The organism is Rheinheimera sp. A13L (assembly GCF_000217935.1).
Taxonomy (GTDB): Bacteria; Pseudomonadota; Gammaproteobacteria; order Enterobacterales; family Alteromonadaceae; genus Pararheinheimera.
In genome coordinates, this window is sequence record NZ_AFHI01000012.1 from 55,732 (window position 1) to 82,499 (window position 26,768).

General features: G+C 45.1%; 16 protein-coding genes and 3 tRNA genes. 9 read left to right on the forward strand and 10 right to left on the reverse strand.

The features are described from left to right. Positions 1-25: 25 nt before the first annotated feature. The 3 genes from RHEIN_RS07720 to galU all read right to left on the reverse strand — a co-directional run bounded on the left by RHEIN_RS07720 (position 26) and on the right by galU (position 3,305). Positions 26-922, reverse strand: coding sequence for a glycosyltransferase family 2 protein (locus RHEIN_RS07720; protein WP_008898419.1), 897 nt, complete (start codon positions 920-922; stop codon positions 26-28). Then, positions 916-2,274: a UDP-glucose dehydrogenase family protein gene (locus RHEIN_RS07725; protein ID WP_008898420.1), complete on the reverse strand. Its 1,359-nt coding sequence runs from the start codon at positions 2,272-2,274 to the stop codon at positions 916-918. The genes RHEIN_RS07720 and RHEIN_RS07725 overlap by 7 nt, the downstream gene beginning before the upstream one ends. A gap of 98 nt (positions 2,275-2,372) precedes the next feature. Beyond that, positions 2,373-3,305, reverse strand: a complete 933-nt coding sequence (gene galU, locus RHEIN_RS07730) for a UTP--glucose-1-phosphate uridylyltransferase GalU (protein ID WP_008898421.1) — start codon at positions 3,303-3,305, stop codon at positions 2,373-2,375. A gap of 315 nt (positions 3,306-3,620) precedes the next feature. On the opposite strand from galU, the gene RHEIN_RS07735 reads away from it, so the two are divergent. From RHEIN_RS07735 to RHEIN_RS07750, 4 genes are all read left to right on the forward strand, one after another. Continuing rightward, positions 3,621-4,274 (forward strand): transglutaminase-like cysteine peptidase, encoded by a 654-nt coding sequence (locus RHEIN_RS07735; RefSeq protein ID WP_008898422.1) that lies wholly within the window; start codon positions 3,621-3,623, stop codon positions 4,272-4,274. A 5-nt stretch (positions 4,275-4,279) separates the two neighbouring features. Continuing rightward, positions 4,280-6,304 carry a bifunctional diguanylate cyclase/phosphodiesterase gene (locus RHEIN_RS07740; RefSeq protein WP_008898423.1) on the forward strand — a complete coding sequence of 675 codons (2,025 nt, stop codon included), beginning with the start codon at positions 4,280-4,282 and terminating at the stop codon, positions 6,302-6,304. 21 nt (positions 6,305-6,325) lie between these two features. Further along, the gene (locus tag RHEIN_RS20350; RefSeq protein WP_008898424.1) at positions 6,326-6,886 is read left to right on the forward strand and encodes a hypothetical protein; all 561 of its coding nucleotides are present in this window, start codon (positions 6,326-6,328) and stop codon (positions 6,884-6,886) included. A gap of 130 nt (positions 6,887-7,016) precedes the next feature. After that, positions 7,017-8,444 carry an O-antigen ligase family protein gene (locus RHEIN_RS07750; RefSeq protein ID WP_008898425.1) on the forward strand — a complete coding sequence of 476 codons (1,428 nt, stop codon included), beginning with the start codon at positions 7,017-7,019 and terminating at the stop codon, positions 8,442-8,444. An 803-nt stretch (positions 8,445-9,247) separates the two neighbouring features. Here RHEIN_RS07750 and RHEIN_RS07755 read toward each other — a convergent pair. From RHEIN_RS07755 to RHEIN_RS07770, 4 genes are all read right to left on the reverse strand, one after another. Then, the gene (locus RHEIN_RS07755) at positions 9,248-11,878 is read right to left on the reverse strand and encodes a hypothetical protein (RefSeq protein ID WP_008898426.1); all 2,631 of its coding nucleotides are present in this window, start codon (positions 11,876-11,878) and stop codon (positions 9,248-9,250) included. 373 nt (positions 11,879-12,251) lie between these two features. After that, on the reverse strand, positions 12,252-14,024 hold the full coding sequence (locus RHEIN_RS07760; RefSeq protein WP_008898427.1) for a M14 family metallopeptidase: 1,773 nt from the start codon (positions 14,022-14,024) through the stop codon (positions 12,252-12,254). A 159-nt stretch (positions 14,025-14,183) separates the two neighbouring features. Beyond that, on the reverse strand, positions 14,184-17,255 hold the full coding sequence (locus RHEIN_RS07765) for an efflux RND transporter permease subunit (RefSeq protein ID WP_008898428.1): 3,072 nt from the start codon (positions 17,253-17,255) through the stop codon (positions 14,184-14,186). 3 nt (positions 17,256-17,258) lie between these two features. Next, entirely contained in the window at positions 17,259-18,338 is a 1,080-nt protein-coding gene (locus RHEIN_RS07770) for an efflux RND transporter periplasmic adaptor subunit (protein ID WP_008898429.1), read from the reverse strand. A gap of 114 nt (positions 18,339-18,452) precedes the next feature. On the opposite strand from RHEIN_RS07770, the gene RHEIN_RS07775 reads away from it, so the two are divergent. Then, on the forward strand, positions 18,453-19,337 hold the full coding sequence (locus RHEIN_RS07775) for a LysR family transcriptional regulator (protein WP_008898430.1): 885 nt from the start codon (positions 18,453-18,455) through the stop codon (positions 19,335-19,337). 147 nt (positions 19,338-19,484) lie between these two features. On the opposite strand, the gene RHEIN_RS07780 is transcribed toward RHEIN_RS07775, so the two are convergent. The 3 genes from RHEIN_RS07780 to RHEIN_RS07790 all read right to left on the reverse strand — a co-directional run bounded on the left by RHEIN_RS07780 (position 19,485) and on the right by RHEIN_RS07790 (position 23,874). After that, entirely contained in the window at positions 19,485-20,258 is a 774-nt protein-coding gene (locus RHEIN_RS07780; RefSeq protein WP_008898431.1) for a putative porin, read from the reverse strand. A gap of 195 nt (positions 20,259-20,453) precedes the next feature. Next, entirely contained in the window at positions 20,454-22,445 is a 1,992-nt protein-coding gene (gene uvrB / locus RHEIN_RS07785) for an excinuclease ABC subunit UvrB (protein ID WP_008898432.1), read from the reverse strand. Positions 22,446-22,509: 64 nt separating this feature from the next. Further along, complete coding sequence (locus RHEIN_RS07790; protein WP_008898433.1) at positions 22,510-23,874, reverse strand: MATE family efflux transporter; 1,365 nt, start codon at positions 23,872-23,874, stop codon at positions 22,510-22,512. A 546-nt stretch (positions 23,875-24,420) separates the two neighbouring features. Between RHEIN_RS07790 and RHEIN_RS07795 the strand changes: the two genes are divergently transcribed. The 4 genes from RHEIN_RS07795 (at position 24,421) to RHEIN_RS07810 (ending at position 26,691) form a co-directional block, all read left to right on the forward strand. Further along, positions 24,421-24,497: transfer RNA gene (locus RHEIN_RS07795), tRNA-Asn, on the forward strand. 26 nt (positions 24,498-24,523) lie between these two features. Beyond that, positions 24,524-24,600: transfer RNA gene (locus RHEIN_RS07800), tRNA-Asn, on the forward strand. Positions 24,601-24,635: 35 nt separating this feature from the next. After that, a tRNA-Asn gene (locus RHEIN_RS07805) sits at positions 24,636-24,712 on the forward strand. A gap of 122 nt (positions 24,713-24,834) precedes the next feature. Next, positions 24,835-26,691 (forward strand): EAL domain-containing protein, encoded by a 1,857-nt coding sequence (locus RHEIN_RS07810; protein ID WP_008898434.1) that lies wholly within the window; start codon positions 24,835-24,837, stop codon positions 26,689-26,691. The last annotated feature ends 77 nt before the right edge of the window (positions 26,692-26,768 follow it).

The following is a 26,768-nucleotide window of genomic DNA, read 5'->3' on the forward strand; positions in this document are numbered from 1 at the left end:
AAAGAGTATCGTTCTAAAAAGATACTCATTTATAAAGTTCCACTTTTTTCCCATTCAATACAGAGGTAACTTTTCCATATTTATCCAGGGCTTTCAGATAAGACTTCAGATACAACTGTTTATTCAAAGGGTAGGAAAACAAGCTGACGATGGATATGCCGCACAGCAAGAGCACATTTTTAGCCGTAAACAGAAACTTTTGCCGGGCCGTGGCTTGTTCTAAGCGGTAGCGCGCATAGGTCTGGCCTATTCTGAGTGCACGTTTTTTCAGATAGCTTGACGTCAGCCTGTTCCTTTCCACAGACTCATGCACTATGGCTTCTTTGCAATACACCAGTTTGGCGCCTAAGCGAAACATTCTGTAAAACAGCTGAACATCTTCACCGCCTGTTGTACCGTAAGCGAGATCAAATTTCAGCTGATGTCTTTCTAAAAACAATCTGTTGATCAGGGTACAGCCGCTGCCGCCGCTGCTTACTTCAGTGCCGGTTTTATGGGTTCTTCTTGAGAAATAATTGCCTTCTTTAATCCAGGCTGGCGTATTGTCCGGAAAATCAGGAATGACCTGGCCAAAGACAACATCTGCACTGTAGTGGTCAGCAGTCGCTGTCAAAGCGGCCAGCCATAAGGGATCAGCCACTTCATCATCGTCAATAGAAGCTATCCAGTCTCCACGGGCTTCTTCCAGCAGCTTATTTCTGGCGGCTGCAATATTTTTTACCGGCTCTGAGTAATAGTTCAGTGGATGTGGGAAATCCCGCCGTACTGTATCAATGATGGCTTTCGCACTCTGCAGTTCATCGTTATCCACCACCAGAACTTCGACACTCACCCCCTCGGGGATCACCAAAAGAGCAATGCTGTCTAAGGTGTGTTGCAAATGCTGCCTTTTGTACGTGCACATAGATACCGAGATCAGCATAAAGCGGGTCTGCCAATGGAGTAGTACTTCACTCCCTGGTCGCGCATTCTTGCAACGTCAAACAGGTTACGCCCATCAAACACCAGCATCTCTTTCATATTGCTGGCTAAGATGTCTGCATTCAGTGTTTTAAACGACTTCCATTCAGTGCAGATCACCAGCGCATCCGCACCTTTTAACGCAGACTCTTTGGTGCCGGTTAAAGCCAGTTTGTCGGTACTGCCGTAAATACGCTGAGTTTCTTCCATAGCTTCAGGATCATAAGCCTGAACTGTGGCACCTGCTGCCCAAAGCTGTTCTATTAGCACCCGGCTTGGCGCTTCGCGCATGTCATCTGTATTGGGCTTAAAGGCCAGGCCCCATACAGCAAAAACTTTTCCTTTCAGACTGTCTTTTACCCCAGCTTTAGCTGTGTCCACGCCGTAGTGCGTGCAGATCAGTTCAAACAGCTTTTGTTTTTGCCTGTCATTCACAGCTTCAACCGCATCCAGGATGCCAGGCTCGTAGCCATATTGTTTCGCGGTTTGCGCCAGCGCCTGCACGTCTTTTGGGAAACAACTGCCGCCGTAACCACAACCGGCGTAAATAAAGTGGTAACCAATGCGGGGGTCTGAGCCTATGCCCTTACGCACGTTTTCAATGTCCGCCCCTACCCGCTCTGCAATATTTGCCATCTCATTCATAAAACTGATTTTGGTGGCCAGCATACAGTTCGCTGCATATTTGCTTAATTCACTGCTGCGTACATCCATCACTATTATTTTTTCGTGATTGCGGTTAAAAGGCGCATAAACCTCACGCATAATGCCTTCCGCAAAGTCGGAACTTGTGCCTATCACAATGCGGTCTGGCCGCATAAAGTCAGCCACAGCTGCACCTTCTTTTAAAAACTCGGGGTTGGATACAACATCAAACTCAGCGGCACAATCCCTCTCCAGCAGCGCCTGCTGGATCACAGCTGTTACTTTGTCCGCTGTTCCTACAGGCACAGTGCTTTTATTGACCACCACTTTATAGTTGGTCATCAACTGCCCTATGGTCTTGCCAACGGCCATCACATACTGCAGATCAGCAGAGCCGTCTTCGTCTGGTGGTGTTCCTACAGCAATAAAAATAACTTCTGCGTGCTGCACCGCTTCTTCAGCGCTGGTGGTAAATCTTAAATTGCCTTGTGTGACATTCGTTTTTACGACGTTTTCCAGGCCTGGCTCATAAATAGGAATGCCACCCTGTTTCAGGCTGTCAATTTTGCTCTGATTGATGTCGACACAAATCACATCGTGACCCACGTCAGCCAGGCAAGCGCCCGTCACTAACCCTACATAACCTGTACCAAAAATACTTAACTTCATTTGTGGATCCTTTGACTTTGACGTAATGCAAAAAGCTGGTCGTTAAACACAATGAAGCACAGTGTCCGCCCCACTACATGACAGACAACACAGCCTTTTCAGGCAATCAGACTTAATTTATTTGTGCTTAATAATCGTTGCAGGTAGGCACCAAAGTCTGCTCCTAAAGCAGGATCTTTCAGTGCGTAAGTGATGATGGCTTCCAGATAACCCAATTTGCTGCCGCAGTCATGACTGCGGCCAACAATACGATAAGCTTCCATGCTTTGATCTTTCAGCAACAAAGCCAGAGCATCCGTCAGCTGAATTTCACCACCAGCGCCTGGCTGGGTAAACCTCAGAATATCCATAACCGCAGGAGACAACACATAACGTCCGGTGATCGCCATAGTAGATGGCGCTTCATCTACAGCCGGCTTTTCTACCATGGCGTGCAGCCGCACAGACTGCCCTGCCGCTATAGGTTCACCATTTAAGTCAACCACTCCGTAGGAGCTGACCGCTAAGGCCGGAACTTCTTCGACCATCACCTGGCTGGTGCCGGTCAGCTGATAACGGTCAAGCATGGTTTTGAGATTTTCTTGTTTTAAATTACTTTCATACTTGCTGATCAGCACATCAGGCAGCAATACCGCAAAAGGTTCGTTTCCAATCACAGGGGCAGCACACAAAATGGCATGGCCAAGACCCAAAGCCATAGGCTGACGCACGGAAATCACTGTGACATGTTTGGGATTAATAGAACGCACTTCGTCCAGCAAGGAGCGTTTTACTCTTTTCTCTAACTGGGTTTCTAATTCAAAGCTGGTATCAAAATGGTTTTCGATCGAGTTCTTACTGCTATGAGTCACCAGTATTATTTCAGTAATACCTGCAGCAGCAGCTTCTTCAATCACATGCTGGATCAGTGGCTTATCAACAACGGGCAGCATTTCTTTCGGAATGGCTTTGGTGGCTGGCAACATACGGGTGCCTAAGCCTGCAACAGGGATCACAGCTCTGGTTACTTTACGAAATTCAGGTGATTGCATAACAAGTTCCCTCTCTGGTGTGCTGATTAATGTTGGAATAAAAGGCCTGGCGTTCGCTCAACCGATCAGCAGAGACACAAGCTGTTCTGAATAAACAACAGCACGCAGCGGCTTATACTCCCTGTTCGATCAGAGAAAATAAGACACCCCATAAGCTTTATTTGATAAAAATGATAAAAAACTTTGGCTTGCCTTTAGCTTAACTCAGATCAACCAGCTCCTTTGGTGCGGTAGCGCTCTAAACTATTGCAACAGATCCTGTACCTTACCCATCATCAGTCAGCCCCCGGCTTATCCGCGCAGAAGAGGAGCTTTATGCTACTGAAGTATGTTGTGGTAGCACTGCTGTCTTTTTCCGTCTCTTTATCCGGCCAAACCAGTTATGCGCTGCAGCTGTTTGAGCCACAGATACTGGACACTATTCGCAGCACCTATGGTGAGGCGGCGCTGGCCAGAGTAGAAAGATGGCGTGATTTGCTTGAGAAGGGTCAGTCAGAATCTGACCTGGTCCGGCTTAATAAGGTCAACAGCTTTTTTAATAACCAGATCCGTTTTAAATCCGATCCGGAGCATTGGGGTCAGGCCGATTATTGGGCAACACCACTGGAAACTTTGGCTACTGCAGCCGGAGATTGTGAAGATTTTGCCATAGCTAAATATGTATCCCTGCGGGCCATGGGCGTACCTGATGCAAAACTGCGGATCATGTATGTCAGGGCTTTGTCAGTGAATGAGCCTCATATGGTGCTGATTTACATGGAGACTGACCAGTCCGTGCCACTGGTTCTGGACAATATTGTGAAAAAAGTCCTGCCGGCCACCCGAAGACCCGATCTCAAACCTGTTTACGGTTTTAACGCCGAAGGCTTATGGCTGGCAAAAGCGCATGGATTGGGGCGTAAGATTGAAGGCAAAACAGGTGGCTCAAACTGGCAGGAATTGCTGAACCGGATAGAAAAGGGAATGTAACTGTAATGGCTCATAAGTTGAGGGGGAAGCTCCCCGGTATCTCGCTAAAAGCGCAACTGCACTTGTTGATTGTGTTGGTGGCGGTATTTACCTTTTTAGTCAGTTTATATATTTCGGTACAAAGTACTCAACAGTACCTGAATACCCAGATGAAATCTCATGCCCAGGATGCGGCGACCAGTCTGGGTTTGTCGATGTCGGCTTATATGGACGACCCGGATTTAGTGATAGCCCAAACCATGGTGAATGCTATTTTTGATTCAGGTTATTATGCAGATATCGAGTTTAGAACCAGCCAGAACCAGGTCAAAATTAAACGACAGACTGCCATTGAGTATGACGAAGTCCCTCAATGGTTTGTTGCGTTATTTCCACTGAAGCCACCACTGCAAAGCTCTGAAGTGAATAATGGCTGGCTGCCCGCTGGCGTCTTGTCGATACAATCCAACCCTGGTATTGCCTACAAAACCTTGTGGCATCAAGCCAGGCAAAGTTTTTACAGTATCGCCCTGATTGCTTTTTTCAGTGTGCTGGTGATCCAGTGGATCGTTTTTCTGGTGCTCGCCCCTTTACGGCTCATAGAACGCCAGGCTCGCGAAGTCAGTAAAAAGAACTTTTTACAACAGGATAAGCTGCCTTTTACCACTGATCTGCGCTCTGTGGTTTTGGCCATGAACGCCATGGTGGCTAATATTCAGCGGGTTTTTCTGTCTCTTAGCCAGCAGGCAGACGATCTGAAAGTAAAAGTATTTACCGATCTGCTGACAGGCCTTGGCAACAGAAGACTGCTGGAGCAACGTTTTGCAGCAGAGCAAAACGAGCAAAAAACCCATGATCTGCATCTGCATATGGCCATGATGAGCCTGCATTCGCTAACAGAGGTGCATCAGAGTCAGGGTTTTCAAGCTGCAGATCAGTATATTTTATTGGCCGTCAAAGAGTTAAAACAAGCACTGGAGCATTCGGCCAACAGCCAATTGTTCCGGCTGGGGGGCAGTGATTTTATTCTGTTAAGTCAAAGCAGCGCTGGTTCTCTGGAAATACAACTGCAGCAGCTCAGTTCTAAACTCAAATCTATGGATAGCCTATTTTTTCCACAAGGCTTTGCCTCAGTCGCTCTGATGACAGTTGAACCAGAAAATACACTGCATCATTGCCTGTCGACGCTGGACAGCGCCATTATTCAACGTATTCAACAACCCGATCTGCCTTTATGGGTGACAGACCACAAGATGCAACTGAAACCTGAAGGCCGAATGGCCTGGCATTCAGTAATCACCGCTCTGATCCAAAACCAGAATTTTGAGTTATGGGCACAACCTGTGGTGAAGGCCGATCAATCGGTTGAATATATTGAAACCTTTGTCCGGTTTTATTTTCAGCATTCGCAGCTGTCGACCACAGAAACCTACGCCATGGCTGAACAACAGGGATTGTCAGTACAACTGGATCAGCAGGTGATCAGCTATATCCTGAACCAAATACAGGACAAACCCGGCAGAACCTATGCCATCAACCTGTCACAGGGTGCCGTAGCCTCAGCATTATTTTCACTCTGGCTGGAAAAACAGCTGAAACAACTCAATGGAAAAGTCAGCCTGGTATTCGAAGTATCTGAGTACTCGGTTTTAAAAGCACCTGACGAAACTAAAGCCTTGATGAACATCATTAAAAGTAACCAGTGCAAAGTGTGTATAGAAGGTTTTGGCGCCTGCATGACCAGCTTCAAATACCTGCAGGGCCTGGATCTGGACTATGTAAAGATTGACGCAGCGTATGCCAGCGCACTGAACGATCCGGAAAATAAGTTCTTTATACAGACCTTGTGCCAGATCTGTCACGGCATAGGCATTCAGGTGCTGGCTCCGCATATTGAATCTGAGCAAATGATGGATAGTTGTTTTACTTCGGGAGTCAACGCGGTTCAGGGCAGTTGGGTGCTTGCACCACAGAAGGTCAACATACAGCTGGAAAAATCCGGACTGGCAACAGAACTCATTAACCTGAGTTCGCTGCGCTTGTCTGAATAGCCATTAACAAGGATACAAAAAATGAAAAAAGTCATAACTTTCGCTGCAATTTGGTTTGCAGCCGCAGTGTTTAGTTCAGTTCCGGCCATGGCACAGGATGCTGCCGCTGTTGAAGCCCTTGTTACTCTGAATCAGGCAAAGATTGCTCAGTATCAAAGCCAAAATATGACCTCTGTGCAAGCAGAAAGCCGTACTTTAGCTGATATCAAAGCTGAAACTCAGGCCTTGATTGAAGCTGCTCCGGATCAGGCAAGTAAAGAAGCTATTTTGCAAACAGCGCTGGAAGCAGCGGCAATATTGTGTGTGGTGCGGCCTGGCGATCCGGATCTGAATCTAAGCCTGAGTTTGTGTAACGACGCAGTCAGTGCTGTGCTGGCTGCAGCAACGGCCGCTGGTATGTCTGCTGATAGCATCACCGCAGTTGCGGCAGCATCAGCAGGTGTGGATCAGAGTCTGATAGCGCAAGCTACAGCTTCGGGTGGCGGCACTGGCACTGTTGCAGGTCCGGGAGCACCAGCACCTGGTGGCACTGGCTTTGGTGGTGGTTCCGGCGGTGGTGGAGGTACTGTGTCCATAAACTGATCTGAGCTTCTGAACTCACCCGCTCTGTTGATAAGGGCCTTTGGGCCCTTTGTATTTTTGGCGTTGCGTCAGGCTATTTCGGATCCTTCCGGGCAGGCAAGGCCACTTTGCAAAGGGAAAACGATCTCTGATGACGACCACTGTATTACATGAAACTACAGCTTTGCTCACTGAGCGTTATTTACAGAGAGCGCATCAACCCACTCACTCCAGACTAACACCAGAGCGAGTGGCCACTAGCATCCGCTTATTGTGTTGCTTTACCTTAGTCTGGTCGCCTATCCCCTTAGCCAGCAACAGGCCATGGGCCTGGACACTGCTTGAACTTTTAATCGCACTGATTTTCAGCCTGCACCTGGTTTCAGTCTGCACAGGCCGCAGCCCCTGGTTTACCGGGCGCTGGCAACAGCTGAGCCTGCTGCCTTTTGTGCTTGTATTAGGGGTCTTAACGGCACAACTTTGGTCTCCATCTGCATGGCTAACTACTGTGGATCCCAATCAAACTGAAATACTCTGGTTTAAAACCTTGTTTTATGGGCTCTTTGCCTGGCTTATCACCAGTTATTTTCGTAGCGACAGCGCACTCAAACTGCTGTGTTATACCGTCATTGCCAGCGGTGTATTTCAGGCCTCTTATGGTGCCATGCTGAATTTACAGGGGGTTGAACTCTCGCCCATTTTTGCAGTGGCAGAGGGCAACAGAGCCAGAGGCTCTTTTGTGTACCAGAATCATTTTGCTAACTATATGGCCATGACACTGGCATTGGGTGTTGGGTTGCTGATGGCCGAGTTATCCAGTCGAGCTATGAAGTGGAACTGGCGAAAAGTAAGCCGTACTGTGCTGGGGTCTTTACTCAGCAGCAAAATTTTACTGCGTCTGGCACTGATCATTATGATGATTGGGCTGGTGCTAAGCCGCTCCCGTATGGGAAATGCGGCTTTTTTCACCGCATTAGTGCTGGTCTCTTTTTACGCCATTTGGTTTTACAAACATAAACCTGTACTGCTCAAGCCACTGCTGATCAGTCTTTTTGTAGTTGACTTGATTGCCATAGGTTCTTTATTTGGCCTTGAGAAGCTGCAGCAGCGTTACGAAGAAACCTCCTTTGCTTCAGAAACCCGTGATGACGTGGTGAAGGATAGTCTGCCTATCATTGCAGACGCGCCCTGGTTTGGGCATGGCGGCGGCAGCTTTTACACTGTATTTCCGGCTTATCAGCCGAACCACTACCATTGGTTTTATGACCATGCTCATAATGAATACCTGCAGTTTGCCATTGAATTAGGTGTGCCTGTCACCCTGTTACTTGGGGTATGGCTGTTTTGGCTGCTCTGGCTGAACCTTCAAACCATGAGAATCAAACACAACAAACTCAGCAGAGGCATAGCCTTCGGTTGTGCTGTTGCCATCCTTCATATGCTGATCCATAACCTGGTGGATTTTAATTTACAGGCCCCAGCCAATGCCCTGCTCTTTATCACCCTATTGTGTTTAAGTGGCATCGTATTTAGCAGGCAGGATAAGCAAGTGATACGGTCTGAATCAGCTGAGGTTTGAGGGACAGCGAGGCCTGTTGTTTGGCTGGTTTTGATTAGCCACTCAGTTGTAAAAATGCAAAACCTTGTGGAGAACTAACCCGGATTGATCTTCAGAAGATAACCAAGTCAGCTTATTGCAATAGTTGTAACTTGTGTGGGTGAATATCAATACCCTTCAGAGTATGCTTCTCTTTTTCTTTGGCTTTACAGCAACTTGAGATTTAGCCTAAACCCGAAAATAGAACTCCGAATAATCACTATTTTTCCCGCGCACGTTAATGACTATTAACGTGCATCATTGTATTTGGCCTTAACAAGATAAGAGACGGCATTTCAAAATCCGCTCCTACGCAAATACTTTAAGAAGTACAGCACATACCTTCGAGTCTATGCACCCACGGCCATATTTTTTGTCCCGTTCCAAGGTAGTATGTTATCCACTTTTTGGCAACGCTGAGATGAGGATTTGAGGGGGAAAATATGAAATCGATTGGCTTCGGAAAGTATCCTTGAGGAGACAAACCAAGATCAGTTAGCGTGCATCAATAAATTCACTAAGAGGGAATATAATAAATTAAAACATATTATCCGAAATAAAACTTAGTCTAAAAATAATCCTTCTTACCAAGAGATTTTTTTGAATATTATTTTTCAGCCCAAAAAATATATGATATGCTCTTTTGAGCAACACTGAAACACAAGTCAGAATTAATATAAAATTGGTCATAATCATTGTGAGTTTCGCAAAAAAACACGTACACTCAACCCATTATACTACAAACAATAAAAGTAACTTCTTCAACACTTAATAACCAAGCTATGTTAATTACTGTAACAACCTTGCAAAGCATCATAAAAAAACATATCACTTTCTTCCTCTACCTGATCACTATTTAATAAAAAATAATACACTAATCGATAATGAAAGGAACCATAACTATGATCAGTATGGCTCTGTAAAGAATAATCGCTTTTTCCGCTTTTAGAAAATCTATTCTCAGCGTCAACTGCCAAATCCCAGTAATGCTGGTTTGGATTAAAATTAAACAAATTTTCTAAATACAAAGAAACGTCAACTACTCTTCTTCCGCATATAGTAAAATCATCCCTTGCTAACAAGCTGATTATATAGTTATAGAATTCACTCTTCGAGCCATCAAAATTAATTAGCTCTCTTATCATATCAATTGCTGAAGAGTACTCATTTTCTTTAATTGCCATGTAAATATTATAGTGCATTAATTCAGGAGATTTGATTTCATGATCATCGCCAGCAGACAACATATCTAAAGCCCTATGATGAGCCTTGTCATCCATGAAAGAGCTATGACTCTTACGTCCAAGCAGAAAAAAAAGCATAAACTCCCTATACTTGTCATTCTTTAATGAGTGCTTAAAAAACTTTTTGCCATCTAAATAAAAAATAGAGTTATTTAAATAATCTATATCATCCCCGATTATGATATTTTTCATGCTGAAAGTTTCTATAAGTAATTTTTCAAGATCATCTGGAACGGCCCCCTCAATTATAGACTTCAAAAGCTGCGGATCTTCAATTAAACTAATCACCTCCGAATCTGAATAGCTATCGATCAAAGACGCTTTTGATTCAAAAATAGAACGACCAAATGTTAAATCATCTAAAAACCGCTTAATGCCAAATCTTATCAAATTAATATCTGAATAGTCAGCTGACGAGATAGCTAACATTGAATTATAATAATTATTTTTAGGCAAATATCCAACAGAAAGATAATTGGACATTATTATAGCATCGACGAATGAACGCATATTTTTAATTTTACCTTTACTCGACGCGTATTCAATAATAAATTTATATTTCGCACTCAGATCAGACTGAATTTCATTCCCAGTCAAAAATCTATAAAAATTTATCGAGTCAATATCACAACCAGTAGATTTAGAAACAATCGCCCTTACATCACGGGCTAAATCATCTTTAATATCAGAATTCCCCTTCAATTTTTTTAAATTTGGATTTAAAAGCACGCTTAGCAAAAGAGTATCGTCACATTTGCCTTTCAGATTAAAATATCTATTGAGAGAACCCATAACAAATGAAACGCTTTCAATAGTTTCGCGATAAAACGCCTCTTCTAGATTAAAATAATTTTCCGTACGATTTGCATCATTCAGCATATGCTCTAGATGAATATTAAAATCAAAAGTGGAATCATCAACAAGATCATTATAATAACTTTTAAAAAACACGCTCTCCTTATCATTTAACCCCAAAGTATCGTGCAAACTTATAACACATTTTAACTTTTTAATTGAGAAGATAGAAATTGACTCACATACATTGAGATTTTTATAGTAATCATCAAATTTACTAGCTCTGTCTTTTTCCAATTTGAAGTGTTTCGAATTTACTCCTTTTACTGCTATCAAGTAAGGCAGAATCGAACTATCAAACACGTCATCACTAACCTGGATTGAATCTATTTTTTCTTGTAAGCGTGAAGAAATCTTAGGATAACATGAATAAACATTGAAAAACTTATCGACAGTACGATAAGAAATTATATCGTGAGCCGAATATTTATCCTCAAAGGCATCTAATGAATCACATAATGAGTATTCCCCCCCTGTCATTTCCGAATATCTACTCAGTAAACTATATATGGAAACATCGATTGATTGATTTACTAAACTTTTATCATATGGAATCTCTTTAGAGATCACTTCTTCTTGTCTCAACCGGCTAGTTTTCGACGCGCTTCCAAAATTAAATTGCGATACAACACCAAAAGAATGTGGAATTCTTACATAATTCATTTCGAGCGAAACACTGGCTTTGTCATTTTCGTAAACCCTTCTGAAAGAGTCCGGTCCTATTTCGGTAGAAAAAAAATCACCTACTCCAGCCGATTTAGATTTTAAATTAATGGTACTTTTAATTGCGTTCGATTCTTTATTAACCTCTACATATCCTATAATGTTACTTTTGCTCTTCAACACATCAAAAACTAATGTATTACTAAATTCCCCAGCGTAATCAGAATATATAACCACCAAATCGACTAGCACATCACCATAGTAAATATTTGCATCTAAGCTCAAAGCGAGACCATTCAATTGAGGTAATTTATTTAACCCAAAAGAATCCCTAGGAAGGACAATTACAACTTTTGGATCTCCATCATTCATCACATGAATATGAAACACTTCTGAAGCATAACTAACAGACAAATACAAAAACCATAAGCTAATAATTGAGAGAAAAATAGAAATAAAACCACGAAATTTAACTAGAAAAAATATAGAAGAAACTGAAAATAATAGCACCATGAATACGATGGAAAAAAAAACCCATGATAAAAACTCTAAATATGCTTCTTCCGTAAAGATTTTATACGCACCTACAAAAAAACCAGTAACCAATACAGAAACAAAAGTCCAAATTAAATTTTTGCTAACTTTTCCAATCAATTTCTAGCACCTCACAACTGATAGAGCCACAAAAGGTAAAAGCATGATAATCGAAATCAGGTCCTATGCTGATACGTTCAGTTCTTCGGCACATATTCTAAGTTCTCAGCACCTGACAAGCTTTTTTGTTCCTGTTCCAAGTTAGTACTTTGTTTTGATTTTGGCAATGCCTCTGATTAGATTTAACACAGCAGGCCGAAAAATTTATGTACCGCCGCTGGGGGCTTCTTATTTAGTGTTATATGGAAGTTAACTAACAGTTCTGCGGGTGTTTGGCGATAAAGATGATAATCAAAGAGTTGATCATGGAAGGCATAGTAATTTTTCTGCTGGAAAACCAGAGGGCAGAGTCAATACTCTGCCCTCTGGTCAGTTATTCAATCAATATTGGGTATTTCAGGTAGTTTTGATCGTAGTATGGCATGCGCTGATACAGCCATTGCAGCTTGGCTTTGGAGTCTGCGGCCAGCTTTTTATCTTGCTTTAGCGCCTCTTCAAATTCAGCTTTAAGCTTTTTATCCTGCTTCAATGCAGTTTCAATCAAGGGCACTATAGCGTAGGTTTCAAAGTACTCTGTCCGCTCAAACATGCCAGGCATATAACCCCAGCTGAATAACGAATCCGGTGCTGTGGGCTCCAGTAATGCCACAGCCAAAGCACCTAAAGGCTGGTCTGTGCTGACACGGACTGAACCTGCAGGTAAACGGATTTTTTGCCAGTTACGGCTAAATTCAGCGGTAACGCCAAAACGACCCTCAAAAGGTTTATCGGCAAATTGATGCGAAACAGCGGTTAACTGCTGCAACTGCACCGTTTTTGGCGATTTTAAGCTGGTAAACTGCACGCCATGCAAGGCCAGTTTGGCGATCACTTCTTGCTGCTCTGGTGGGATCCAGTAGGCTTTGGGTACATCAATTTCTGCCGCAACTTCTTTTTCCCAGTACACAGGCAACTGGTCAAACAGCACTGGCTTGCCCGTCCAGGTTTGATAAGTCACACCTGTAACAGCATCTTTTTTCTGCACAGCTTCCACACCCTTGAAACTGATAAAGTCTGGTGTTTCACTGGCTTTCCACGCCAATACCTGGCGCTGAGGCCGGGCATTTTCATCGGCTTTTTTCGCCAGTTTCAGCACAGCTCCTTGTTGCTGCAGCAGTTTCAAACTCTGTTCCAGCAGCACATAAGTGCCTAACACCCGTTGTTTATAAGGTTTTAAGCTGTGGTTCTCCACCAGTACTGTCGGAATATGCCGCACATCCCCATAACCATTAGAAAAACGTGGGCTGGAGGTTGCGCCAGTTATACCTTTGCTGAAGTCTGTACTGTCGTAGGCAAACACCAGAGGGCCGGGAATATGACCGGCTTCGCTCAAAGCCTGATCCATAGCAGGACGGAAACTGCTGGCAAGCCAGCTGGCTGCATTAGGGCTGGTGGCCGCAAAAGGTTCGTTAAAACCATAAGTGATATCGTACTGGTAGTCTTCACCGTCTGTAACATGCAAGTCCAGATATAAATCCGGCTGATAACGATTCAGTAACTTCAGCAGCGCCTGCATCTCAGGGGCTTCAGCTTTCGTATAATCACGGTTTAAATTTAAGTTTTGGGCTGTGGTCCGCCAGCCTTGGGTTTCTGGCCCACGTTGATTCATGCGGTTGTATTTACCGCTACGCTCATGACCATCCACAGAAAAAATCGGGATAAACAGCAGGTTTACTTCTTTTAATAAATCGGCTTTGTCGCCATGCACTATGTCACGCAGCAACATTAAACCTGCGTCTTTGCCGTCAATTTCTCCGCTGTGAATACCAGATTGCGCCAATAACAGCGGTTTATCGTCCCGGCCTATCATATCCGGATCTGTGCCTGCTTTAACCAGATAAATAGCCCGGCCCTGTGGGCTTTGGCCTATCACTTCCAGCTTTACTAATGAGGTGCTTGCTGCCAGACGTTCCAGATATTTGATGGTAGTTTCGTAGTCGGGTGTTTCGGACAGATCAGAAACTTCAGCCGGAGTCACCCAGGGATGCTGGCTGGGTTTAATCAAACTTAAACTGGCACCTTGCCAGTCAGGCAAAGGCGGTAAATGGTCGGCAGCAGTAACAGAGAAGACAAAGCTGCACGCCAGACTAAGGGCGAGTTTTTTCATAAGCAGGAGATCCATATAGCGGCTTTCAATTATATGGACCCAGTTTTTACCATTAACCGCCAACACATGCCAGACCTGCGCCCAGATAAAGTGGCCTGGGCGATAAAATCAGGCTCAACTGGCATTGTTCAGTATAAACAATGCCAGCTGTTCTGAGGTTCAGGGCTGGATTTTTGATGGGATCCGATAAATAGAACAATACATCAAAGGTAAAAACAATAAGGTCAGGATAGTGCCAAAACCTAAGCCAAACATAACAACCACGGCCATACTGGCGAAGAAGTCATCCGTGACCAGAGGTACCATGCCCAGAATGGTGGTAATAGCGCCCATAGACACAGGACGAACCCGACTGACAGCACTGTCGTAGACGGCCTGATAAGGTGCCACCCCCTGGCTGAGTTCCAGCTTGATTTGATCCACCAGCACTATGCCGTTTTTCACCAGCATGCCAGACAAACTTAAAAACCCCAGCAAGGCTAAAAAGCCAAAAGGTACATTCACCACCAGCAAGCCCAGTGTGACGCCAATCAGTGCCATAGGCACGCAAGCCCAAATCACCAGCGAATCCCGCATAGAGCCAAACAGCAAGACGGTGATCACAAACATCACCAGATAGCCCAATGGCAAAGAGCTGAACAGGGCCTTTTGCGCCTTGGTTTGGGCTTCCAGCTCACCGCCCCACTCCAGACTGTAACCAGGTGGCAACACAATAGCTTCGATTTCTGGTCGCACTCTGTTGAGCAAAGCAGCAGCTGTGTCGTCACTGAGAATATTATGATCGGCCATCACAGTCAGGGTCCGTTTACGGTCACGGCGTTTAATTTGTGGATCTTCCCATTCCAGATCAAAGCTGCTGACCACCTGGCTGATCGGGATATAGCGGTTCAGTTTAGGGCTATACACCTGCAAGTCAGCCAGCGCATCGACACTTTGTCGCTCTGAGTCCGGCGCTCTGGTGATAATAGGTAACAAATGAGTACCATCCCGGTAAATGCCCACAGTGCGGCCATTGACATGAGTCAGCAGCACATCGTCAATATCCTGCTTGCTGATACCCACTCTACGCGCTACAGCTTCGTTAAACTGTGGCCGGATCACTTTCACTCTGTTGCTCCAGTCATCCCGTAAATTACGGGTGCCCGCATCTGCTGCCAGAATGGCTTTGGCTTGCTCCGCCAATTGCCGCAAGACATCAGGATCAGCGCCACTAAAACGGGCTTCCAGCTTAGCTGGTGTTGCAGGCCCCACATCCAGCCGTTTTAGTTTGAATTGCAAACCCGGATGCTGTTCTGTGATAAAACCTTCGACATCCTTCATCCGCTCAACAAAAAACGCTTTGTCTTCAACCCGCACTATCAGTTGGCTGTACGCTGCATAAAAACGTTCAGGCTGATAGGTCAGCATAAAACGATCTGCACCACGACCTGCTGTGGAAGTAACAGCTTCCACCCCTTCCAGAGTTTTCAGATACTTTGCTATATCTAAAGCTTCGGCATCGGATTGTCGTACATCAGTACCTGCAGGCTGCCATAAATCTACCAAAAAAATAGGCGTGTTAGATGCAGGGAAAAACACTTGTTTCACTTGGCTAAAACCAAGCACAGACAAAATTAACAGCAGAATCATCAGGGCAGAACTTAACAGTCTGTACTTCAGCACTGCAGTTAAAACTGCTCTGTAGCCGTCAAAAATAACACCACGGTAAAGTTCAGTTTCGCCCTGCTGCTCATTTACATCAGCTTTTAATTCTTCTTTAAAAAACAGGCTGGCAAAAAAGGGCGTCAGCGTAATAGCGGTCAGCCAACTTAACAACAAACTCACCAGCAAGACCCAAAATAAACTGCCGGCAAACTCCCCCGTCGCATCACTGGATAAACCAATAGGGGCAAAAGCGGTAATGGCAATGATGGTGGCGCCTAATAAAGGCCATTTGGTTTGTTTTACAATAGCCGAAGCCGACTGGCTGATGCTTAAGCGCCGTTGCATCCCTATTAAAATACCTTCGGTAATGACAATGGCGTTGTCCACCAGCATGCCCAAAGCAATAATTAAGGCGCCAAGCGATACCCGCTGCAGCTCAATTTGCATCTGCTGCATAAAAATAAAGGTGCCAAGTACGGTCAGCAGCAAAATAAGCCCGATCAGCAAACCACTGCGCAGCCCCATAAATATCAGCAGCACGACAATCACAATCACCACTGCTTCCAGCAGGTTTAACACAAAACCACCAACAGAGGCTTCTACTTCAGCAGGTTGGTTGTAAATGCTGTTGATTTCCATGCCAACAGGACGCGCATAGTCCAGTTCAGTCAGACGCTGAGTGACTAAAGCGCCTATATCAACCACGTTCACGCCTTTGCTGAAAGAAACCCCCAGCGTCAGGGTATTTTTACCATCAAACTTGATAATCTGGCTCGGCACTTCCTGCACATCTTTGTACACTTTGGCCACATCACCTAAGTAAATCAGTTCTTTAGCGGCTGGGTTGCTGATGATCAGCTGTTCCAGCTCCTGCACCGACTGAAACTCACCCGTTGGATGAATGCGGATCCGATCAGGCCCCACCCGCAAAGCACCGGCATTGGACACCACGTTTTGAGTTTGCAATAAACTGGCAATTTGTGTTGGCGGAATACCTAAAGCCGTTAAACGTGAACGGGAGATCTCCACCACCACCTGCTCTTGCTGACGACCACTGACGGAGACTTTGCCAACGCCCTCCACCAGCACCAGCTCACGACGCAAAAAATCGACATAGTCGCGAATTTCCTCGTCTGAATAACCATCTCCTGTAATGGCATACAACATGCCGTATACATCACCAAAGTCGTCATTGACCACAGGGCTTTGCACTCCAGGAGGCAACTGGGGCCTTAAATCATTCACCTTACGGCGCAATTCATCCCAGATTTGTTTGAGCTCAGTGGCCCGATAAATGCCTTTCATCTCCACCATAATTTGCGATGTGCCATTGGTAGAAATAGAGGTGACATGGTCCACATAAGGCAGCTGCTGAATGGCATTTTCAATCGGATAACTGACTTCTTCTTCTACCTGCAAAGGTGAAGCGCCAGGGTAAGAGGTAATGATCAGTGCCTGTTTCAGCGTAAACTGCGGGTCTTCCAACCGGCCCAGGCCGAAATAGGCCATAATGCCGCCTATCAGTAAAATGGCGGTTACCAACCAGGACGAGGTTTTGTTTTTAATAAAATACTGAGCAACATCCATGATTTACAGCCCCCGCTCACGTTGCCATGGACGGACCTGCTGGTTTTCAGTCAGTTGCTGTACACCAGCTGTCACCACCTGATCCCCTGCGGCTAAACCTGATAAGACTTCAATGCCCTGCTCTGTTAAACGCCCTACTGTCACAGCACGACGATTCACTTTGCCTTCACTGAACACCCAGACAAAACGCTCTGCAGCGTCCACAGGCTGATCATTGGCGGCAAACACTGCAGTGGCAGGCACCATAACTACAGAGGCCTGAGCGCGCATTAACTTGCTCATATCTGCCAATACATTTGCTGTCATGCCAGAGAGCACATTAAATTCTTTTGGTGCAGCCATACTGAACACCACTTTAAAGCTGTTGGTCGCGCTGTCAGCTCTGGTATCCCACTCTTTAATTTCAGCTTGATAACTTAAACTTGGGTAGGAATCAAAAACCACCTGCGGTTGATAACTGACATCTTTTCTCACCAGCGCTATCACATCCTCTGGCACCTGGATCACCACATCCACCATACCTGTAAGCTGCAATTCCAGAATAGCTTGCTGAGCGGCAACGTTTTCATGATTCTCAACTAAAGAACGCGACACTGTGCCGCTAAAAGGCGCCACTAATTCGGTGTAACTTAAATTGGCCTGGGCTGTTTTTAAATCGGCGTCAGCCACCTGCAATTGAGCTTTGGTTTCATCGTACATGGCCTGCGACACCAGATTCTGCCCAATCAGGCTGGCGGCTCTGTCGAACTGAGCTTTGGATAATTGGTATTTTGCCTGGGCCTGTTCCACCCTGAGCTTAAAATCAGTTGGATCTAAACGCGCCAGTACGTCGCCTTTCTGAACTTCCTGACCTGGGCGAATAGAAAATTGAGTCAGTTTACCGCTGACACGAAAGGTTAAGCGGGCGTTTTCAGTAGGTTCAACTATAGCCGGAAACTGCCGGATCAATTTTTGCTGGCCATCCTGCACCAAATGCAACTTTACAGGCCTGCTCAGGCTTTGTTCTGTGGTTACCACAGGCTCGGAACAGCCCGCAAGCCACATCATAGTTAAGACTGCATAGATCATATTTTGTCTGGACACTTGAACCTCTCCCTTTTTTGTTCTGGCTACAGCACTTAATTTGCGCTGGCACTATACAAAAGCCACGATAAGATTAAAATTTATATTTATTTCAGTTCTATATAAGAAAAATTGATGAACTTAACTCAGCTGTATATTCTTGATGCTGTGGCAGGCAGTGAAAGTCTGCTACAAGCCGCGATTAAATTGCATAAAACTCAACCTGCTTTGAGTATGGCGCTGAAAAAACTCGAACAGGAATGCGGTTTTACTATAGTGGACCGCAGTCAATATCGCCTGCAATTTACCGAAGCTGGCCGACGTTTTTATCAACAAGCTCAACAACTTCTGCATCAAAGTGCCCAACTTAAATCTTTAGCACAGCATTTAAGCCGTGGTGCAGAGGCCAGTTTAGCTTTGGCTTTTGACGAAGCTGTGGATCTGGCACCTTTTTTACCAGCCATTCGTCAGGCTCAACACCAGTTTCCACATACCGAATTATTATTAAGCTGCGACTATCGGCTACAAGCGCTGGAAAAGTTAAAAAATCAGCAGGTTGATTTAGCCATAAGCCCCTGGTATCCGGTGTTTATCAGTCTCGGCGATTTTGAATCAGTGGCTATTGGTCATTTTGATATTTTATGTGTCGCCAGTCCCGAATTTCTGCAGCAACTAGCTGAACCTTTAACTCATCAGGCTCAGTTGGCCGAACTGCCTCAATTGATGGCGAATTCAGAAGCGCTGAACTTTGACAGCGGAAAATTACTCCCCCTGCAGTCGGCACGCCGCGTAAAAGTGAACAACAGTTTATGTATGAAACAAGCTCTGTTAGCCCATTTGGGCTGGGGCATGGTGGCACGGCATCAGATCATAGACGAACTTGCATGTGGTGCTTTAGTGCAACTCACCCCCAAAGAGTTTCCAAAGTTTATTCAGGGCGAAGTGCATTTAGTGCGGCATAAAGATCAGTTACTAGGCCCGGTGGCAAAAGCCATCTGGCAGCAGTTGACTGAGAGTTAATACCGCAGAAAAGAGAAAGGAGCCTTGAGGCTCCTTTCTTACATAATCACTTCAATTACAACTGACATTGCCCTAAGTAGTTGGTGTTGCAGCCAGGCGACGAGCGCGGCCAACAACGCTGCGGCGCCAAATACGACGGGCAATAGATTAGAAGCGGTAGCTTGCGCCCAACTGATACAGATCATCACCCGTTTCCAGCGCATCAAAAGCTACGCCTGCTGATAATGAGAGGTTCGGCAAGGCAAACCATTTCGCACGCAGGCTCAGGCTGTCATCGCTTTCGCTCAGGAAACCGTCAGATAACCACTGGTAACCTACGCCTGCAGAGAAATTTTTACCGAAGTAATAATCTGCAGCTACGCCATAACGGGTGGTTGAAGCCTGGCGGTAATCCAGAATTTCTGCTTCCAGATTGATCATGTCGCCCGTGCCTAAATCCCATAACTTTTTGGTCATCACACCATAGTTAGTGCGGCTGCCGCCCTGATCTGGTCTGTCGTGCTCAAAAATTGCACCTACTAACCAGTCATTGCTGATGAAGTAACCTACAGTACCATCGACATCTTGTTGATCCGTGCCACTGAAGTGTGTCCATTCCAATTTACCGTAGAAGTTATGGCTTTGATCCATATACTCACCACCAACAGACCAAGCGTTACCGTTTAGATTTCTAATTGGATTATGCGAAAGTGTGCCAAACACGCTGGCATTTTTATTGATAAATGCAGCTTCAGCCAAAGGTGTTTTGCCTGAGGTATCTACGGCATTAAAAAAATACTGGTGCTTCAGTGTCCATGAATCAATATCTGAGGTGCCTAAATCACCATTGATATAATCCACTGAAGATTCATTTTGATAGCTGTTCGCTGCTGCACCAGTTGAGACTACAGCGATAAGTAAAGCGAGCATGGAACGTTTCATAATTACTACCTTTTGGTTGAGAAAACGCAGGCAGTGTAAAGCTCTGAAAGTTAATGCTCTCTGAATGGCTTTGTAAATAAGTGTATTAATATCAAACAGATAATTAAATATAATGGGAAAATCTGATTGAATGCATGAAATGTGGGTCAGAGTAAAATTAAAGCCGCGGTTTAATTTTACTCTGACCCCCGTTACTTAAATCTCCAGCAAAGCTTCACGTAGATGATGAATTTGATCCCGCATTTGCGCTGCCAGCTCAAACTCCAGATCTTTGGCATGTTGCAGCATTTTTTGCTCCAGTTGCTTAATTTCAGCCTGCAGTTGATAAGGCGTTTTGCCTTTGACCAGTTTGATTTTTTCCGCCACTTTAGGCAGATCCGCATCCTGTCCCAAGTCCATCACATCCGACACCTTCTTCTTAATAGCAGTTGGTGTGATGCCATGCAGCTCATTGTAAGCAATCTGTTTATTACGGCGGCGTTCGGTTTCATTAATAGCGCGCTGCATAGAACCGGTTATGCGGTCGGCATAGAGCACAGCTTTCCCATACAAATTACGGGCGGCACGGCCCATGGTTTGAATAAGCGAACGCTCTGAACGTAAAAAGCCTTCTTTATCCGCATCCAGAATAGCCACTAAGGACACTTCCGGAATATCCAGACCTTCCCGCAGCAGGTTAATGCCCACCAGCACATCAAAGACACCTAAACGTAAATCGCGGATAATTTCCATCCGCTCCACTGTATCGATGTCGGAGTGTAAATAACGCACTTTGACGCCATGGCCTGCTAAATAATCGGTTAAATCCTCTGCCATTTTTTTTGTCAGTACTGTCACCAGTACCCGCTCACCAATTTTGGCGCAGCGGAAAGCTTCCGACATTAAATCGTCCACTTGTGTGGCTACAGGGCGAATTTCGATGACAGGGTCTAATAAACCTGTTGGCCGCACCACCTGCTCTATCACTTCGCCAGCCGATTGTTTCAGCTCGTAATCTGCTGGTGTGGCCGACACATAAATGCGTTGTGGCGCTATAGATTCAAATTCATCAAACTTCAGTGGCCTGTTATCCAAAGCCGAAGGCAGGCGAAAGCCATAGTTCACCAGATTTTCTTTACGCGAACGGTCGCCTTTATACATAGCGCCAATTTGCGAAATGGTGACATGAGATTCATCAATAAACATCAAGCCATCAGCCGGGAAATAATCCAGCAAGGTTGGAGGTGGCTCGCCTTCTGCCCGGCCTGATAAATAGCGCGAGTAGTTTTCGATACCGGAGCAATAGCCAAGCTCCACCATCATTTCTAAATCAAATAAAGTGCGCTGACCAATACGCTGCTCTTCTATCAGACGGTTTTCTGAAAGCAATTGAGCGCGGCGCTCTTTCAGCTCCACTTTAATACGTTCAGTGGCCGCAAGAATTTTTTCCCGAGGCGTAACGTAGTGAGTTTTTGGATAAATAGTGTAACGGCTAACTACTTTTTCCACTGAACCTGTCAGAGGATCAAATAAACTGATGCGCTCAATTTCTTCATCAAATAGCTCGATCCGAACTGCAATTTCATCAGATTCGGCCGGAAACACATCGATCACATCACCACGTACACGGTAAGTCGCACGTTCAAAAGCTGTATCATTGCGGCTGTATTGCAGCTCGGCCAGACGACGCAAAATAAAACGCTGATCGACTATATCGCCCACTTTGAGATGCAACAGCATCTTCATATAAGATTCCGGATCGCCCAAACCATAGATGGCCGACACAGAGGCGATAATCACCACGTCCCGTCTTTCCATCAATGCTTTGGTGGCCGACAAACGCATTTGCTCTATATGTTCATTAATAGAGGCGTCTTTTTCGATAAAAGTATCGCTGGAGGGCACATAAGCTTCAGGTTGGTAGTAGTCGTAATAAGACACAAAGTATTCCACCGAGTTATTCGGGAAAAACTCTTTCATCTCTCCATACAGCTGTGCCGCCAAGGTTTTGTTATGCGCCATAATAAGCGTAGGCCGGTTCACTTGCGCTATCACATTGGCCATAGTGAAGGTTTTACCAGAGCCTGTGACCCCCAATAAAGTTTGATGGGCCAAGCCTGCTTCTAAGCCTTCGACCAGCTTGGCGATGGCTGTAGGTTGATCGCCTGCGGGCTGATAATGGGAGACGAGTTCAAAATCACGACTCATAAAGGCTCTCCAGTTGAAGCGACTGCAAGCTTTGAGCGACATGCCTGTTCAACACAATGATCCATCAGGACTCTCCACTTAATCTCAGAGCCATCAGCTTACGCTTAAACCAGCTGTAAGCCAGACCTGAAGTAAATACATTCGCAATCAACCCGCCAACAAAGACTCCCATCACTCCCCCCAACAAACCACCCAGGTAAGCAAAAGGTACATAAAATACAAATAAGCGGATCACACTGAGTTGCAGCGCACTCATCGGCAAATGCAAGGCGTTAAACGAGGAATTGGTCAGGATAATAATGCCCTGCAAGCCGTAACCTAAAGGCAAAATCCAGATAAAGTAGCGAATATACTGTGCCACTAACGGATCTTCAGTAAACAGATCGGCCACCACCCAGGCTCCGGCAGCTAACACTATATAAACAACTAACTGCCAGCCCAGAATAAATTTAATGCAACTGCGATACGCATCATCAATACGTTGGTAGGTACTGGCGCCATAATTCTGACTGACAAAAGGCGGTAAGGTCATCGAAAGCGCCAATACAACTAAGGAAGCAAGACTTTCGATGCGGGCACCAACACCAAAAGCAGCCACAGCTTCTGCACCATAACTTGCCATCAGGGCTGTTAAAATGGCCATAGCCAAAGGGGTCAGCATATTGGCACCAGCAGCGGGTAAGCCAATATGTAAAATTTTACGGCTGATTTTGATGAATTCTTTCAAAGGCTGATGCCCTACATCCACCAGTTTACGACGCACCATCAGCAAATACAGGATCAGCCCAAAACCTAATAACCAGGAGATCAGACTGGCTAAAGAGGCTCCGGCTACGCCCATAGCAGGCACTGGTCCCCAGCCAAAAATAAAAATCGGATCCAGCACGGCATTTAATAAACCAGCACAGGCCATCAGAATACTGGGGGTTTTGGTATCTCCGGCAGCGCGCAGCACCGCGTTGCCAATCATTGGGGTAATTAAAAATACAGCACCAAAAAACCAGATTTCCATATAGTCATGAATAAAAGGCAAAGTATCGTCTTTGGCGCCTAATATTCGAAATAAAGGGTCAATCGTCAGATAGCCCACCACAGACAACGCAATAACCAGATAAGCAGACAACCATAAAGCCGCTAAACCATCACTGCGGGCACTTTGTTCATCACCACCGCCCAAAGCGCGGGCTATCACAGCTGATGTACCAATGCTTAAGCCTATGGCTAAGCTAATAACGGTAAAAGTCACAGGAAAAGTAAAACTGACAGCAGCCAGTTCAGCCGTGCCCAACATACTGATAAAGAAGGTATCCACCAGGTTAAATGACATTAAGGTGATCATGCCAAAAAGCACTGGCACCGTCATTTGTTTCATAGTGGCCTGAATATCACCTTTGAGCAGATCAGGACGTTTCGAAGTAGATTGAGTCATAACAGTCAGCTTAAGCGCAAGTGGCCGCTATTGTAGAGAAAAGTCAGACTTCGCACTACCCGCGATGCGACAAATATAAAGCCAATTTGGTGCAAAGTTGCACAGGAATAATAAAAAATGTTCACAATCTGCTTCTGCATAGAAATTTTGTTTGTTTAGTACTGTCATGCATAAAGTTTCAGTTCTTTCAAATTTGTAAGCCATTGTTTTATATGGGATAAAAAATTAGTCTCAAACCTATTGATCTGGCGCTAAGCCTTATCTGTTAAGGCTTGGCCTACCCTTCAGGCCAACAATTCACAGACTTATCCACAGATTCTGTGGGTAACTTACGCCAGCCCTTTAGTGGCCTGACTTTGACAAAACTCGTTGATGCAACTAGAGCACGAATAGCTTTTGCATAGGGATAATGTGTGATTGCACAGCTTTTCTACTGGCTTTGGCTAAACAAACAGCAAGTGAACTTCTTTTATGAAAAAGCACCAGTCTAAGTGTTGACAGTGTTTAAGACGGGCATTAGTATTGCGCCCCGTTGCAGAACACAGTTCCTCAGTAGCTCAGCTGGTTAGAGCGGCGGACTGTTAATCCGTAGGTCGTTGGTTCGAGCCCAACCTGGGGAGCCACTGTAGTCTCAACATATTATTTCAGTTCCTCAGTAGCTCAGCTGGTTAGAGCGGCGGACTGTTAATCCGTAGGTCGTTGGTTCGAGCCCAACCTGGGGAGCCAACTGAAATAATGACAATTTGATAACCGTATACAATTCCTCAGTAGCTCAGCCGGTTAGAGCGGCGGACTGTTAATCCGTAGGTCGTTGGTTCGAGTCCAACCTGGGGAGCCACCTAAAATACTTCTTTTACTCCTACTTAATTCTTTCTTTTTCTTAGTGTTTTTCTCTGAAATACCTTAAGCTTATTTTCTGATGTTCAAGCTCGGACAAAAATTCAGTATGGGTTGCCTGCTATGAAGTCTCCATCCTTTATTGCGTTAAGTCATTGGACTGCCGCTTTTGCATCGGCTTTGCTGGCGCTTTGGCTGTTCTGGTTTGCTGCTGCTCAACAAATTCAAAGCTTGTACCAGCTGCATTACAGCGCTATTCAACAAATGTTAGCCAGTGATTTAACCGGCGATACAAAAATTCTGACCCGCCAGCTGAGCAGCAGTTTCGATTTACCTTATTTAAAAGTCAGTCAACTGGATGGCGTGGTACTGCATGAACAAAGCAATACTATGCCTGCTCATACTCTCGCGTCCTGGCTGCTGACTCAGTTTGATCGCCCTATTACTGCGGCTTCGATCAAAGATCAGCCGCATAATTTACAGGTCGAGTTTTTACCGGCTTTATCTGAACAATTAAGCACGCTGGAACTTTTTAGTGTGTTTTTGTTTTTTGGCATACTGCTGCTGGGTGTATTGCCTTATTACCTGCAGCCAGGGCGCCCGAAAAAACTCAAAGCTTTGCCGCCTCATCCTATAGAAGCAGCTGTGCAGCAAGCCCCCGCCGTAGTGCAACAATTTCAGCCTCAGGCAAATAATTCAGGCACCGACTACTTATTAGAACTGGCGCTTTATGATCAGCTCACGTCTTTACCTAACCGTCAGCAATTTGTGCGTTATTACGAACAGCAACTCAAAGCCGCCAATGCGGTGTATCAGTCGGTGTTTTTACTGGTACGTTGTCACAGTCTGGCTCAGATCAACCACAAACAGGGTTATCTGGCTGGCGATTTGTATATTAAAGAAATGGCAGACTTGTTAAAGCAACTGCCTCAACTGTCAGATGAAAGCCCGTTATTCCGCTTAAACAACACTGATTTTTGTGTATTGTTCCCACAGATGAGCACAGAGCAAACCGAAGAGCTGGTTATACTGTTGCAGCAAAACTTCGACGCTTACCAGCAGCAAAAACAACTGGATTCGGTGGCATTAACAGGCTTAGTGCAGGTGGCTCAGGGTAAACCTTTGGGTGAATTGCTGGCGATGGCGGATACAGCCTTAGGTCTGGCAAAAAACAAACAAAGTAAAGTCACTAAACAAAGTAACTTATGGTACTTGTTTACCGATACTCAGGATCAAACGGCAGATTCGTCCTTCAGCACCAAAAACTGGCGCACCCTGATTGACGATGTATTACAAGGTCAGCGTTTAACCTTGTTGGCACAACCTATCCAGGGACTGAATAAAACCAGCAAAACCTATTCCGAATTATTAGTGCGTTTTCGCAGTAGTGAAGATCAGTTATTGCCTACTGCATTATTTTTAGACATGGCTCAAAAACTCGACAAGCTGATCGAGATTGAACAGATGATCGTAGAACAGGCACTCAATCTGGTGGCTAACCATCCGGGCCAGAGTTTTGGTTTGAATCTGTCGGCCCATGCGGTGCAGGACGAAGGCTTTATCAGTTATCTGGAACGGCGTTTGTTAAAAGAAACCGAACTGACTCCACGATTGGTCTTTGAAATCAGTGAATGGGGTTTGCAGCAAAACCTGAAGTTAAGCAAAAGGTTGATTGATATGCTGCATCAGTGCGGCTCAAGAGTCACAGTGGAAAAATTTGGTGCAGGTATTACTTCCTTTAAATTTTTCCGCGACTTAAAACCTGATTTTGTCAAAATGGATGGCAGCTACACCAGACAAATTGAAGAAGACAAAAATAACCAGTATTTCGTCCGGCTGATGGTGGATTTAGCGCACCGCATTGGTGTGGTTGTATTCGCCGAAAATGTAGAAACTGCAGCAGAAAAACAAATGCTGGAGTCTCTATTGATTGACGGTATTCAAGGTTATTTCTTAGGTAAACCGGCGCCGCTTGAATAAAACGGGCGGGTACAAGACCCGCCCCTACAATTGATTGATTTTAATTAGAATTATTGTAGGGGCGACCTTTATGGTCG

Bases quoted from the DNA above. Each gene is read 5' to 3' on its own strand.
- RHEIN_RS20350 (WP_008898424.1), top strand. From the start codon at position 6,326: ATGAAAAAAGTCATAACTTTCGCTGCAATTTGGTTTGCAGCCGCAGTG.
- RHEIN_RS07775 (WP_008898430.1), top strand. From the start codon at position 18,453: ATGAACTTAACTCAGCTGTATATTCTTGATGCTGTGGCAGGCAGTGAA.
- RHEIN_RS07765 (WP_008898428.1), bottom strand. From the start codon at position 17,255: ATGGATGTTGCTCAGTATTTTATTAAAAACAAAACCTCGTCCTGGTTG.
- RHEIN_RS07740 (WP_008898423.1), top strand. From the start codon at position 4,280: ATGGCTCATAAGTTGAGGGGGAAGCTCCCCGGTATCTCGCTAAAAGCG.
- RHEIN_RS07780 (WP_008898431.1), bottom strand. From the start codon at position 20,258: ATGAAACGTTCCATGCTCGCTTTACTTATCGCTGTAGTCTCAACTGGT.
- RHEIN_RS07735 (WP_008898422.1), top strand. From the start codon at position 3,621: ATGCTACTGAAGTATGTTGTGGTAGCACTGCTGTCTTTTTCCGTCTCT.
- RHEIN_RS07810 (WP_008898434.1), top strand. From the start codon at position 24,835: ATGAAGTCTCCATCCTTTATTGCGTTAAGTCATTGGACTGCCGCTTTT.
- RHEIN_RS07760 (WP_008898427.1), bottom strand. From the start codon at position 14,024: ATGAAAAAACTCGCCCTTAGTCTGGCGTGCAGCTTTGTCTTCTCTGTT.
- RHEIN_RS07725 (WP_008898420.1), bottom strand. From the start codon at position 2,274: ATGAAGTTAAGTATTTTTGGTACAGGTTATGTAGGGTTAGTGACGGGC.
- galU (WP_008898421.1), bottom strand. From the start codon at position 3,305: ATGCAATCACCTGAATTTCGTAAAGTAACCAGAGCTGTGATCCCTGTT.
- RHEIN_RS07720 (WP_008898419.1), bottom strand. From the start codon at position 922: ATGCTGATCTCGGTATCTATGTGCACGTACAAAAGGCAGCATTTGCAA.
- RHEIN_RS07750 (WP_008898425.1), top strand. From the start codon at position 7,017: ATGACGACCACTGTATTACATGAAACTACAGCTTTGCTCACTGAGCGT.
- uvrB (WP_008898432.1), bottom strand. From the start codon at position 22,445: ATGAGTCGTGATTTTGAACTCGTCTCCCATTATCAGCCCGCAGGCGAT.
- RHEIN_RS07790 (WP_008898433.1), bottom strand. From the start codon at position 23,874: ATGACTCAATCTACTTCGAAACGTCCTGATCTGCTCAAAGGTGATATT.